The 13145-nt window shown below is 64.5% G+C and carries 13 protein-coding genes; 3 read left to right on the forward strand and 10 right to left on the reverse strand.

Going from position 1 to position 13145, the window contains the following annotated elements; all coding sequences use genetic code 11:
* Positions 1–9: 9 nt before the first annotated feature.
* Positions 10–633, reverse strand: coding sequence for a GNAT family N-acetyltransferase (locus tag AAE027_RS16885; protein ID WP_370987883.1), 624 nt, complete (start codon positions 631–633; stop codon positions 10–12).
* A 68-nt stretch (positions 634–701) separates the two neighbouring features.
* Positions 702–905 (reverse strand): DUF1127 domain-containing protein, encoded by a 204-nt coding sequence (locus AAE027_RS16890; protein WP_091890623.1) that lies wholly within the window; start codon positions 903–905, stop codon positions 702–704.
* A 110-nt stretch (positions 906–1015) separates the two neighbouring features.
* On the opposite strand from AAE027_RS16890, the gene AAE027_RS16895 reads away from it, so the two are divergent.
* Both AAE027_RS16895 and tcuC read left to right on the forward strand, forming a co-directional pair.
* Positions 1016–1915: a transcriptional regulator GcvA gene (locus tag AAE027_RS16895; protein ID WP_091890626.1), complete on the forward strand. Its 900-nt coding sequence runs from the start codon at positions 1016–1018 to the stop codon at positions 1913–1915.
* A gap of 142 nt (positions 1916–2057) precedes the next feature.
* The gene (gene tcuC, locus AAE027_RS16900) at positions 2058–3386 is read left to right on the forward strand and encodes an MFS transporter (protein WP_370987882.1); all 1329 of its coding nucleotides are present in this window, start codon (positions 2058–2060) and stop codon (positions 3384–3386) included.
* A 199-nt stretch (positions 3387–3585) separates the two neighbouring features.
* Here the strand turns inward: tcuC and AAE027_RS16905 are convergent, their stop codons facing one another.
* From AAE027_RS16905 to AAE027_RS16915, 3 genes are read right to left on the reverse strand one after another with little or no spacing between them, the layout of a single operon-like run.
* Entirely contained in the window at positions 3586–3999 is a 414-nt protein-coding gene (locus AAE027_RS16905; protein ID WP_370987880.1) for a Rieske (2Fe-2S) protein, read from the reverse strand.
* Positions 3999–5108, reverse strand: a complete 1110-nt coding sequence (locus tag AAE027_RS16910) for an amidohydrolase family protein (RefSeq protein ID WP_370987879.1) — start codon at positions 5106–5108, stop codon at positions 3999–4001. Before AAE027_RS16910 ends, AAE027_RS16905 begins: the two co-directional genes overlap by 1 nt.
* A gap of 24 nt (positions 5109–5132) precedes the next feature.
* Positions 5133–6191 (reverse strand): amidohydrolase family protein, encoded by a 1059-nt coding sequence (locus AAE027_RS16915; protein WP_370987878.1) that lies wholly within the window; start codon positions 6189–6191, stop codon positions 5133–5135.
* A 174-nt stretch (positions 6192–6365) separates the two neighbouring features.
* On the opposite strand from AAE027_RS16915, the gene AAE027_RS16920 reads away from it, so the two are divergent.
* Complete coding sequence (locus AAE027_RS16920; protein WP_128942421.1) at positions 6366–6848, forward strand: CinA family protein; 483 nt, start codon at positions 6366–6368, stop codon at positions 6846–6848.
* A 235-nt stretch (positions 6849–7083) separates the two neighbouring features.
* Here AAE027_RS16920 and AAE027_RS16925 read toward each other — a convergent pair whose 3' ends face one another.
* The 5 genes from AAE027_RS16925 to AAE027_RS16945 all read right to left on the reverse strand — a co-directional run bounded on the left by AAE027_RS16925 (position 7084) and on the right by AAE027_RS16945 (position 13001).
* The gene (locus AAE027_RS16925) at positions 7084–7350 is read right to left on the reverse strand and encodes a DUF1488 family protein (RefSeq protein WP_244551202.1); all 267 of its coding nucleotides are present in this window, start codon (positions 7348–7350) and stop codon (positions 7084–7086) included.
* 177 nt (positions 7351–7527) lie between these two features.
* Complete coding sequence (locus tag AAE027_RS16930) at positions 7528–8136, reverse strand: tetratricopeptide repeat protein (RefSeq protein WP_370987877.1); 609 nt, start codon at positions 8134–8136, stop codon at positions 7528–7530.
* Positions 8137–8290: 154 nt separating this feature from the next.
* Complete coding sequence (locus AAE027_RS16935) at positions 8291–9760, reverse strand: AMP nucleosidase (protein WP_370987876.1); 1470 nt, start codon at positions 9758–9760, stop codon at positions 8291–8293.
* 161 nt (positions 9761–9921) lie between these two features.
* A complete protein-coding gene (locus AAE027_RS16940) occupies positions 9922–11256 on the reverse strand; it encodes an HlyD family type I secretion periplasmic adaptor subunit (protein WP_370987875.1) in 1335 nt (444 codons plus the stop codon).
* Entirely contained in the window at positions 11253–13001 is a 1749-nt protein-coding gene (locus AAE027_RS16945) for a type I secretion system permease/ATPase (RefSeq protein WP_370987874.1), read from the reverse strand. Before AAE027_RS16945 ends, AAE027_RS16940 begins: the two co-directional genes overlap by 4 nt.
* Positions 13002–13145 lie beyond the last annotated feature (144 nt).

Genomic DNA, 13145 nt, shown 5'->3' on the forward strand with positions numbered 1-13145 from the left:
CGAGTGGTGTCAGGCCGAGGCTGAGGGGCTGTCGGCCTGACGGGAAAGCGCGGCGAGCCGCCAGCTCGCACAGGGAATGTCTTTCGGTGCGACCGTGATCTCCTTGTCGAAGCGCACCAGCTTCCAATCGTCGGGATGGTTGACGAAGGCGAAGCCGGATTTGCGGGCGAGCGAGATCATGGTCTCGTTGGAGCGCAGCGTGTCGCCAAAGATGCGCTCGGCGCCGAGCGCGGCGGCGCGGCATTCGAGATTCTTCAGAAGCGCGGTGGCGATGCCGTGGCCGTGCCAGCGATCATCGACCGACAGGCCGAACTCGAGCGTCGATGTTTCCGCATGGAGCGCATAGCGCATTTCGGCGACGATGGTCTCGAAGCCGTCGACCATCATGGTCGCGACCGCGGTGAAGCGCTCGCGCTCACCGACCTCGAGGAAATCGTGCAGCAGCCCCTTCGGCAATTCGCTGATCGCGCCGAAGAAGCGGTTGTAGCGGGAGCGGGTCGAGAGCGAGCGGAAATAGTGCTGGAGCTCCTCGGTATCGCGCGGCTCGACGAAGCGAACGGTGACGGCCTCACCCTGCCGGGTGCGCAGCGTATCCGAATATTGCGTGAGATCTTCGAGGCGAAGCGTACTCATGACCGGCACCGTGCGAAAAGGGGACCGCCGGCGCCCCCGTGATCAGGCGGCGCCGGCCTGACGGCCTATCAGGCCCGCCAGAAGGGTTTGTCGGCCTCATAGGCAATGTCGGACCAGGACAGGCCGACGTCCTGTAGATCGCGCGCGGTCCAGTTGGTGAGCTCGCGCCTGTTACGGTAGCGCTCATGCCAGAGGTGGAGGGTGTCGCCGATCTGGTGGAGCAGACCTGGCGCATGATGATTTGTCATCGAATTCTGGGTCAACGTAGACATCTTCAGCTCCTGGAGCTAATTTGACCGCGAATATCTGCCTTCTGCTGCGCCGCGACAAACGACAATTTGTACCTTTTCGCATGAAATAACGTCATGTATCCTGCTGCCAAATGACTGCCAGATTGCCGTCCCTGAACGGATTGCGGGCGTTCGAGGCCGCTGCGCGCCATCTCAGCTTCACGCTGGCGGCGGCCGAGCTGAACGTGACCCAGACCGCGATCAGCCATCAGATCCGAAGGCTGGAGGAGGAGCTCGGCATCCGCCTGTTCGTCCGGCAGAACCGTGCGCTGGCGCTGACGCCGGAGGCGCGGGATTACCTCCCCGGCGTCCGCGCTGCCTTCAACGACCTGCGCCTCGCCACCGATCGGCTGCTGCGCAAGGACGACGACAAGGTGCTGACGGTGTCGACGCTGGCTTCGCTCGCCGCAAAATGGCTGCTGCCGCGGCTCACCGATTTCCAGGAACAGCATCCCGGCATCGACGTCCGCATCACCACCTCGACCAGTCTCGTCGACTTCCAGCGCGACGACGTCGATGCCGCGATCCGCTATGGCCGCGGCCAGTGGCCGGGCCTGCGTGCCGACTGGCTGATGGCAGACGAGCTGTTTCCGGTGTGCAGTCCGTCACTGCTGCGCGGCGACAAGCCGCTGCGCCGGCCGGAGGACCTGCGCAACCATCCGCTGCTGCACACCTCCAACGCCAATAGCGACGATTGGCGGCTGTGGCTGACGGCGGCGGGCCTGCCGGCCGATATCGCCAGGCAACCCGGCATCACCTTCGACATGATCTTCATGACCATCCAGGCCGCGATCGACGGCATCGGCGTCGCGATGGGCCGGACCTCCTACGTCCAGGACGACATCGCCAAGGGCCGGCTCGTGGTGCCTTTCAAGATCGCGCTGCCGGCCGATGCCGGCTTCTACCTGGTCTCGCCAGAGGGCCGCCGCGAAGCGCCGAAGCTGACCGCTTTCCGGAACTGGATGATCGCTGCAACGCAAAATAAAGCCTGAAAAATCATCAGCTTCCTCGGCAAAATCGATTGACTCGGCTCCCACCGTGCGGGAAGGGGTGAGGCAGATTGTCGCAGCATCAATCTGTCGGCTGGCCGAAGATGAATTCCGGCCGGCCACGCCTTTCCAAGGGGAGAACGCCATGGCTGGATCAGCCGCATCGAATCCACCCGCGATCAAGTCGCGCGTCGGCGCCATCCTGCGCGCCACGTCGGGCAATTTCCTCGAGCAGTTCGACTTCTTCCTGTTCGGTTTCTATGCCGCCGCGATCGGCAAGGCGTTCTTCCCCTCCACCAACGAGACGGCCTCGCTGCTCAACACGTTCGGCGTGTTCTGGCTCGGCGCCTTGATGCGACCGGTGGGCGCGATCGTGTTAGGGGCCTATATCGACCGTATCGGCCGCCGCAAGGGCCTGATCGTCACGCTCGGCATCATGGCCTTCGGCACCGTCGTCATCGCGTTCTGCCCGAGCTACGCAACCATCGGTATCGCGGCGCCCGTCATCGTGCTGATCGGCCGCCTGCTGCAAGGCTTCTCCGCCGGCGTCGAGCTCGGCGGCGTGTCGGTGTATCTTGCGGAAATCGCAACGCCCGGCAATCGCGGCTTCTATACCTCGTTCCAATCGTCGAGCCAGCAGGTCGCGATCTTCGTGGCCTCGATCCTCGGTTTCATTCTCTCCGAGGTGATGCCGGCCGACACCGTCGCCGCCTGGGGTTGGCGCATTCCCTTCTTCGTCGGCTGCCTGATCATTCCGCTGATCTTCCTGCTGCGGCGGACGCTGGAGGAGACGCCGGCCTTCCTCGCCATGAAGAAGCATCCGACCGCGAACGAGGTGTTCGCGTCCGCGCTCGCCAATTGGCGCATCGTCATCCTCGGCATGATGATCGCGATCCTGACCACGACGACGTTCTATTTCGTCACGGTGTACACGCCGACCTTCGGCAAGACCGTGCTGAAGCTGTCGACACAGGAAGCGCTGCTGGTCACGCTGCTCGTGGCGGTGACCAACTTCATCTGGAATCCGGTCGGCGGTGCGCTGTCCGATCGCATCGGCCGCAAGCCGGTGCTGCTCGCCATCGCCGGCCTCTCGCTCGTCACTGCCTATCCGGCGCTGCACTGGCTGGTGACGGCGCCGACCTTCGGCAAGCTGCTCGCGGTCGAGATGATGTTCTCGTTCTATTTCGGCGTCTACAGCGGCACCATGCTCGGTGCTCTCGTCGAGATCGTGCCGGCGCATGTGCGCACCACCTGCTTCTCGCTCGCCTTCGCGCTCGCCGCCGCTCTGTTCGGCACCTTCACGCCATTCGCCTCGACCTGGCTGATCGAGCGGAGCGGCGACAAGGCCTCGCCCGGTTTCTGGCTGATGTTCGCAGCTCTGCTCGGCATCATCGCGGCCTCGACGGTGTATCGCGGCGGCGGCAAGGCGGTGCCGGCCTATGACGTGGTGCCGGAGCCGGTGGCGGGGCATTGAGAGGGCGTCATTCCGGGGCGCCTCTTACCCTCCCCCTGGAGGGGGAGGGTCGGCTCACATTGAGCGCAGCGATAATGTGAGACGGGGTGGGGTGACGGTCTCTCCAAAACCAACAGTGCCCGAGTGGAGAGATCACCCCACCCCGCTCGCGCTGCGCGCGAACGACCCTCCCCCTCCAGGGGAGGGTGAAGAAGCGAGACTACAGCTCCACCACCACGTAGTCGCTCTCGATCCGGACCGGGATCGTCTCGGCGACATACGGCCCCTTCACCACGCTGGCGCCCGGTTCGACATTGGCCGGATACGCCTTCACACGAAACCGGCGGGGGTCGCAATAGGACTGGCCGGTGCGGATATCGAACTCCCAGCCGTGCCAGGGGCAGCGGATGATCTCGCCGAGTTTCGTATATTCGATCTCGCCGGGATCCTTCGATTGCGCGAGGCCGATCAGCGGGCCCTCGCACAACGCCGCGCCCTGATGCGGGCAGCGGTTCATCAGGCCGAAATATTCGCCCTTGATGTTGAAAACGGCGATCGGCCGTCCGTCGATCTCCAGGAATTTTCGCGTGCCCGGCGGAAGCTCGTCGACCGCGGCGATCACATGACGCGCCATCAAGCCAATCCGTAGAGCTTGCGCGCATTGCCGAGATAGAACGCCTCGCGATTGGTCTCGCTGACGCCGGCTGGCAGCACGCGCGACGGCTCGTCATAGTCCCAATGCGGATAGTCGGTCGCGAACAAGAGCCGGTCCCAACCGATCCAGTTGATGACGTCGAACAAATCCTCGCGCCGCTCCGGGTCTTCCATCGGCTGCGTGGTCCACCACACCTGCTCGCGGATATATTCCGACGGCGGCCGCTTCACATGCGGCACCTCGCTGCGCAGCCGCTGCCAGGCCTTGTCGAGCCGCCACGCCAGCGACGGCGCCCAGCCGAAGCCGGCTTCGATCATCACCATCTTCAGTTTCGGGAAGCGCGCGAACACGCCCTCCAACACGAGGCTCGCCAGCGCCGATTGCTGGCACTGCGAATGTCCCACCATCTCCTCGATGTAATAGGACGGCCAGCCCGACGGCGTGATTGGATTGCCGCCGAAGCCGAAGGCGTGCACGCCGACGGGAAGGCCGGCCTCTTCTGCGGCTTGATAGATCGGCCAATAACGACGCTGGCCGAGCGGCTCGACATTGCGGCTGAGCAGCAGCACCTGGACGAAGTTCTTGTCGCCGGCGCGCTCGCGGATCTCGGCGGCGGCCGAGAGCCCGTCCTCATTGCCGACGACGATGGACGCCTTCAGCCGCTTGTCCTTGCTGGTCCATTTGTCGATCTGCCAGTCGTTGATCGCCGAGCACAGTGCAGCCGAGAGCTCGTGATTACGGATACCCTGCCCGGCGTTGAGTGGATTGAGCACGCCGAGCTGCACGTTGTTGGGATCGAGCAGCTGCTTCTGCATGAAGGAGAGGGAGGAACCTTGCGGGCCGCCTTCCGGCGGATAGGCGTCGCGGCGCGAGGCGTTGGGCTGGGCTTTCGGATAGGGCGGGCCTTCCATCATGCCCTGATAGGCATGGACGCCGTAGATGTCGAGGTGATGCTGCCAGCGTTTGGCGAGGTAGGGATAGAGCTCGGTGCGGGTGGCGCGGGCCGGATGGATGTCGCAATCCGCGATCGCGGTTTTCGCAGTCAGTGGGGAAGCAGCTTCGGAGCTCTCGCGGAACTGGATATTCATCGCCTTGCCTCCTTTGGCAGCGGGCTAAGTCAGGCGGGGATAGGTCGCATGCGGATTGTCGATCATGATCTTGTGCACGAGATCGGGGGACAGACCTTCGGGCAGCGCGTCCTGGCCGTCGAACTGCCAGTGCGGATAGTCCGTGGAGAATAGGACCAATTCCTCCGACTGCATATGATCAAACAGGCGAATTAATGTCTCAGGTTCCGGCGGCGCATCAAATGGCTGTAACGAGAAGCGGATGTTGCTGCGCACAATCTCCAGCGGCGCGCGATCGACCCAGGGCGTCTCCATCCGCACCCCGCGCCAGAACTTGTGCAGGCGCCAGAGATAGGGCGCGATCCAGGAGACGCCGGACTCCAGCATCACCATTTTCAGCCGCGGATATTTGGCGAACACGCCCTCGACGATCAGGCTGGTGAGCTGGGTCTGGAACGCCTGGGCCTGACCGACATAATCCTCGATGTGATAAGAGCCCCATCCCACGGCGGTGGGCGGATTGTGGTAGGCGGAACCGGCATGGATGCCGATCGGTAATTCCAGACTTTCCGCGGCTGCATAGATCGGCCACAGCGCGCGCTTGCCGAGCGGCGTGTCGCCCATGACCAGCATGAGCACCTGCACGAAGCGGCGATCCTGCGCGCAGCGCTCGATCTCGGCGACGGCCTTCTCGACGCTTTGCGTGGGAATCACAATCGAGCCGCGCAGCCGCGGATCACGATCGAGCCATTCCTTCACGAGCCAGTCGTTCAGCGCGCGGCAGAAGGCCGCCTGCATGTCCTCGGAGAACACCATCTGCACGCCGTAGAGCGGATTGCAGATCGCGAGCTTGAGCTGGAAAGGATCGAGCACATGACGCTGCATGTCCTCCAGGCTTTCGCCGGGTTTGCCGTTCTCGGGGCGCCAATCGGGCCGCGCCACGATCGGCGAGTTCGGCGGATAGGATTGCGAGACGAGATCGACCATGCCGCGCGTCGTCACCTGATCGCGCCAATAATCGTTCAAGTACGGCAGCAGGCTGGTCAGATGCGGCACGGCCGGATGCAAATCGCAATCCACCCCGCCGGCGATCAGGGACGCCATGACGTCTCCTTCACGTTTCCCTTCAAAGCTTCTTGGTCTTCTCGCGGGCGGCACTGGCCGCTCCGCTTTGTCTCCGCCATTCAAGCAGGCCTGCCCGCCGCCCGCAACTCGGCCAAGGCTTTCGTCATATGCTAGGAAGGCTGAGCACAGTTGCGAGGATCAGAGGTGAAGGACATGAAAGAGCTCGTCGGCATTGCGGAACAGGTCGCGGCCAAGCTGATCGCGCGCAAACAGACCATTGCGGTGGCAGAATCCTCGGCCGGTGGCCTGATCTCGGCCAGCCTGCTCGCCGTGCCCGGCGCGTCCGCCTATTTCCTCGGTGGCGCCGTGGTCTACACCCGCGACGCCAGGCGCGTGCTGATGGATATTTCGGACGACGGCATGAAGGGCTTTCGCTCCTCCTCGGAGCCCTATGCGAAACTGCTTGCTGAGCGGATGCGAACGCGCTTCGGGTGCGACTGGGGCCTGTCCGAAACCGGAGCCGCCGGCCCCACCGGCAACCGCTACGGCGACGCCGCCGGCCATAGCTGCATGGCGGTGGCGGGCCCTGCGGCAGAGGTGATGACGCTGGAGACGGGCAGCAATGACCGGCTCGCTAACATGCAGGTGTTCGCGGCGACGGCGCTGAAATTGTTGCTGAAGAAGCTGGAGGAGTGAGCTGCTGCGCGATCAAGTGAGTCGGGGTAGTCTCGCACCAACACTGCTGTCATCGCCCGGCTTGACCGGGCGATCCAGTACTCCGAGGCGCGGTTGTGATTGAATCGATACGCTGCGGCGTACTGGATGCCCCGGTCCCGGCTCCGCCAAGGCTACGCCGGGGCCACAAGGGTACTCGGCCGCCGAAGCTTTAGCGAAGGCGGCAAGCCGGGGCATGACAGCGGAGTATGTAGGCTTACCGCCCCAAATGCCGCATAAAGATCCGCACCACATAGCCCTGAAACCTCGGCGCTTCGTCGTAAAGGTCTGACGCGATCCGCTCGATGGTCTCGCGCAGGGACAGGAACTGCGCCTGACGTGCGCTGCTTTCGGTGCCCTGCATGCCCGCGAGTTCGTCCATCGCGGCGTCGCTGATCTGACACTGTACCACATCGCCGTCGTTCAGCATGGTGAAGCGAAAGGCCAGCCGTTCGAGGTCATGGCCAATGATCTTGTCGCGCATGAGTGGCATCAAGTCGTCCCGGTCGAGCCCCCGCGCCGGACAATGCTGAAAATTTCTTCGCTTGTCACCATGTGTAGATGGGTTAGCCCAAGGCGTAACCCACCTATCGTCGCGATAGTGGACTACGCCGAGCGGACTGCGCTTCGTACAGCCGCGGGCCGGCCCCACCCTGCGTTCTCAGTAAACGAGGGCCGCGCCTGTGGGTTTCTCCAGCGCAGTCGCCAGGGACTTGTACTCCTCGCAATCGGGCCCGCAGATCGCAGCGATGCGGCTCAGGTGAAACATTGCCTGCTCGCGGTTGCCCTGCTCGAGCTGCCAAAGCCCATAATACTGCCAGGTCAGCACGTGATTCGGATCGGCCTTCAGCGCGCGCTCGTACCAAATCTGCGACTGCTTGTAGTCGCCGAGCTTGCGATATGAGTAACCGATGAGATTGGCGACGTTCGGATGATCGTCGTGGCCGAGCGCCTTCAATTGCTCGATCGCGACCGCATAGTCGTTGCGCTCGTAGATCGTGTCATAGGCCGCGCGGTAGCCGGCCGCGAATGCGGGATCACCGATGCTGGACTGGTTGTTCGGCTTCTTGCCTTTCTGGGTTGCCTTTGGGTTGGAGCGTTTCGGGTAGGTGGGCTGCGCTCTCTGATCCGAATAGGCGCCCGCATAGGGATCCGTGGAGCTGGTGCCACCTCCACCGCCTCCTCCACCGCCCGCAGCCAATACCGGCGAAGCGAACAGCGCCGCTGCGAACGTTCCCAGCACGACGACTCTGACCATTGCTGTGATCATTGCTGTCTCCTGCTTCTGACTACGCGGCCCCGGATGACGTGATAACCCTGCTATGGCGGCGATATTCCGGGATGATTGCGTTCTCACGGAGACGCCGGTCTCGGGCGTGCGACAGTCTTGCTGCCAGATCCTGCCGGCAAGCGGGAGGGACGCGCTACTGAAACGCGACCTCGGCAAAGCTCCTCAGCTTTCGCGAATGCAGCCGCTCCGATTCCTGCTGCTTCAGCCGCTCCAGCGCCTTCAGACCGATCTCGAGATGCTGTCCGACGCGGCGGCGATAGAACTCGCTGGCCATGCCGGCGAGCTTGATCTCGCCATGCAGCGGCTTGTCGGAGACGCAAAGCAGCGTGCCGTAGGGGACGCGGAAGCGGTAGCCGTTGGCGGCGATCGCGGCCGATTCCATGTCGAGCGCGACCGCACGGGATTGCGATAAGCGGCGGATCACGGCCGGCCCGGAGATCTCCCAGTTGCGGTTGTCGACGCTCGCGACGGTGCCGGTGCGCATCAGCCGCTTCAGCTCGAAGCCTTCCAGCCCGGTGACGTCCTCGACCGCCTCCTCAAGCGCAACCTGCATCTCGGCCAGTGCTGGGATCGGTACCCACGGCGGCAGCTCGCGGTCGAGCACGTGATCCTCGCGCACGTAGCCGTGGGCGAGCACGTAGTCGCCCAGCCGCTGCGTGTTGCGCAGGCCGGCGCAATGGCCGAGCATCAGCCAGGCATGCGGCCGCAGCACGGCGACATGGTCGGTGACGTTGCGCGCGTTGGATGGACCGGTGCCGATATTGATCAGGGTGATGCCGCGATAGTCGGGTGCGACCAGGTGGAAGGCCGGCATCTGCGGTGCGCGCACGGGCGCCATTCCGCTGATGGCGCCGCCATTGCACGTGATCACATTGCCGGGCGCGACGAAGGCATCGAGACCAGCCTCGCCGGATTGAAGCCGCTGCTGGCAGAGCTGCGCAAATGCGTCGACATAGAACTGATAGTTGGTGAAGATCACGAAGTTCTGGAAATATTCGGGATCCGTGCCGGTGTAGTGGTAAAGCCGACGCAGCGAGTAGTCGACGCGGGCCGCGCGGAACAAGGATAGCGGCTCGGGCGCGCCGGGGTGGAGCTCGAAGGTGCCGTCGGCGATCGAATCGTCCATCGTGGCGAGATCAGGCACGTCGAACGCATCGCGCAGCGATCGCGTGATGACGGAGTTCTCGCTGGTGGTAATGGCGGCCTCGATGTTGATGTCGCGGCGATAGGCGAAGTGGATCGGGATCGGTTCAGTGGACTCGCCGATCTCGACGGGCACCGCGTGGTTCTGGATCAGGAGTCCGATCTGCTCGGTGAGATAGGCGCGGAATAGATCCGGCCGCGTCACGCTGGTCTCGTGCACGCCGGGGCCATGGACGAAACCGTAGGACAGGCGCGAGTCCAGCCGCGCATGCGTCGCGGTGGTGAGACGGACGAAGGGATAGTAAGCGCGAACCCGCATCGTGACCGTTTCGCCGCCAACGTAAGCCTCGAACCGATCGCGCAGGAATTTTGTGTTGCGCTCATAGATCTCTTCGAGTCGTGCGACCGCGAGGCCGGCGTCGGAGAAGGATTCGGTGGCGATGGAGGGTGGGGATTGCATGGTCGACCGCCGGGTTGCTGTTTGCAATCGCAGTATAGCAAACTGACAGCCAAGTCGTCATTGCGAGCGCAGCGAAGCAATCCAGAAATCTCTCCGCTGAGGCAGACTGGATTGCTTCGCTGCGCTCGCAATGACGCTGGGAGATGCCGCGCTTTCGTGCGTCACTTCTCCCGGAACGCGCGCATCAGCTGGTCGTGCAGCGGCTTCATCAGATAGGACAGCATGGTGCGGTCGCCGGTCTGGACGAAGGCTTCCACGGGCATGCCGGGAATCATCTTGACGTCGCCGAGGCGGGCGACCTCTTCGGCCGGCATCGAGACGCGGATGGTGTAATAGCTCTGGCCGGTGCGCTGGTCGGTGGTGACGTCGGGCGACACGCGGCTGACGACGCCGTTGAGCTCGGGCGTGGTGCGCTGGTTGAAGGCGGACAGGCGCAACAACGTCTTCTGGCCGATCTGGAGCTTGTCGATATCGACCGGGTTGACCTTAGCCTCGACCTGGAGATCGTCGGCCTGCGGCACGATCAGCATCAGGGCATCGCCGGCGGTGACGACACCGCCGACGGTGTGCACCGTCGATTGCAGCACCATGCCGTCCTGCGGCGCGCGGATGTCGACGCGGCGGAGCTGGTCTTCGGCGGCAACCTTGCGCTCGATCAGTTCGCCGATCTTGTCGTTGGTCTCGCGCAGGTCCTTGGAGACCTCGCTGACCACGTCCTTGTCGATCTGGATGATCTGGAGCTCGGTCTCGGTGATCTTGCCCTTGGCCTGGGCGCGCGAAGCGATGTATTGAGCGCGCTCGCCGTTGAGACGCGCCGAGTCGCGTTCGAGCTGGGTCAGGCGCGAGATCTGCACCAGGCGCTTGTCGTAGAGCTCGCGCACGCCGGTGAGCTCGTTCTGCACCAGCGCGATCTCCTGGTCCTTGGCTTTCTCCTGGGCGCTGAGACCTGCGATTTCCTCGTTGAGCTGCGTGATGCGCTCGCGCAGCTGCGCTTTCTGCCCGGTGCGGCCGTTGACGCGGACGTCGAACAGCTTGGTTTCGGCGGAGAGCAGCACCCTGACGTCAGGATCGTCGACCCGCTCGAGGAGGCTCTGCGGGAATTCGATCTTGTCGACACCGCGCTGCTCGGCCTGGAGCCGCGCCGCGCGCGCCTGCGCGGCGTCGAGATTCTTGGTGACGATGGCAAGGTTGGCCTTGGTGACGGTATCGTCGAGCCGCACCACGACGTCGCCGGCCTTGACCACGTCGCCATCGCGGGCGCGCACCTCGCCGACCACGCCGCCGGTCGGATGCTGCACTTTCTTGACGTTGGATTCGACCACGATCTGCCCCGGCGCGATCAGCGCGCCCGAGATCAGCACCGTCGAGGCCCAGCCGCCGAAGCCGACGACCAGGACCAGCACGATCCCAAGCCCGAGCATCAGGTGAAACTTGATCGAATCGCGCACCGTCTTCTTCGCGGCAGGCTTCGGGCCGCCGATCGCCAACGTGCTCATGGCTTGGGTACTCCACCTTCGCTGACGATCTTGATCGGCGCCGGCGGCGTCACGCGCGGCTGGAGCACCTGGGCGAGCACCTGCTCCTTGGGACCGAAGGTCTGCATGCGGCCATCGCGCAGCACCAGGATCTGGTCGACCGCCTCGACGCCGATCGGCCGGTGCGCCACCACGACGACGATGGCGCCGCGCTCGCGCGCCGAGCGGATGGCGCGAGTCAGCGCCTCGTCGCCTTCAGTGTCCAAATTGGAGTTGGGCTCGTCGAGCACGATCAGGAACGGGTTGCCGTAGAGCGCGCGCGCCAGCGCCACGCGCTGCGCCTGCCCTGCGGAGAGCGCGGCGCCCTGCTCGCCGACTTGCGTGTTGTAGCCCTCGCGCATCTTGATGATCATCTCGTGCACGCCGGCCTCCTTGGCCGCGGCGATGATGGCGTCGGAGGTGGCCTCGGGATCGAACCGGCTGATGTTCTGCGCGATGGTGCCGCCGAACAATTCGACGTCCTGCGGCAGGTAGCCGATGTGACGGCCGAGCACGTCGGACGACCATTGGTCGAGCGCCGCGCCGTCGATCCGCACCTTGCCGCGCACCGGCTGCCAGACGCCGACCAGCGCGCGGATCAGCGACGACTTGCCGGAGCCGCTTGGCCCGATCACGCCGAGGCCGTTGCCGGCGGTGAGCGCGAAGGTGATGTCCTGTACGATGAGGCGCTGGTCGCCCGGCGGCACCATGGCGACGCCTTCGACCGAGAGCCGGCTGGTGGGTGCCTGCAACTGGGTCGGCATCGCCTGCGCCGGCATCTGCTCGAGGAGCCGCGTGAGACGCTGCCAGCTCTGGCGGGCCGCGACGAAGGACTTCCAGTGCGCAATCGCCAGATCGACCGGCGCGAGCGCGCGGGCGGAGAGGATCGAGCCGGCGATGATGATGCCGGCGGTCGCCTCCTGATGGATGACGAGATAGGCACCAACCGCGAGCACGGCCGATTGCAGCATCATGCGCAGCACCTTTGCGACCGCGCCGAGACCGCCGGCGACGTCGCTCGCGCGCTGATTGCCGGCCAGGTATTTTTCGTTGGCCTCGCTCCAGCGCTGGTTCATGCGGCTGGCCATGCCCATGGACACCATGACTTCGGCGTTGCGGCGGCTGGCCTGGGCGAGATCGTTGCGCTGGGCGGCAAGGCCCATCGCCTCCTTCGCCGGCTGGCGGGACATGAACTCGGTGACCAGCGTCAGACCGACCAGGATGATGGCGCCGACCAGCGCGGTGACGCCGATCAGGACGTGGAAGGCGAAGCAGATGGCGAGATAGAGCGGCAGCCAGGGCAGGTCGAAGAACGCGCTCGGGCCCATGCCACCGAGGAAGGAACGGACATTGTCGAGGTCCCGCAGCGGCTGCAGGCCCTCGTTGCGGCTGCCGACCAGCAGCGGCAGTCGCACGATGGTGTCGAACACGCGCTTGTTGAGCGCCTCGTCGAGCGAAGTGCCGATCCGCCCCAGAATGCGGTTGCGGATCATGTCGAGCACGCCCTGCGCCATGTAGAGGAAGCTGGCTAGGATGATCAGGCCGACCAGGGTCGGGATGCTGCGGCTCGGCAGCACCCGGTCGTAGACCTCCAGCATGAAGATCGACCCGGTCAGATAGAGCAGGTTGATCATGCAGCTCATCAAGCCGACGCCGATGAACGCCATGCGACAAGCGCGCAAGGCGTCACCGAGCTCTGAACGGCGGACGCCAGGGATGGCTGCCATCAGTCTGATCTCTTTCGGGTGAGGGGCAATGCCCCTGATTTCAAAGGCGATTCAGGGTACTCGCCTCGGATTAACATCTGTTTTCCGGCCGTCAACGCAGTCGAATTAATCCGGGGCCCTGATGGGCCACATCTACCCCTGATA

The organism is Bradyrhizobium sp. DN3, from assembly GCF_041357655.1.
In the GTDB taxonomy this organism is placed as follows: domain Bacteria; phylum Pseudomonadota; class Alphaproteobacteria; order Rhizobiales; family Xanthobacteraceae; genus Bradyrhizobium.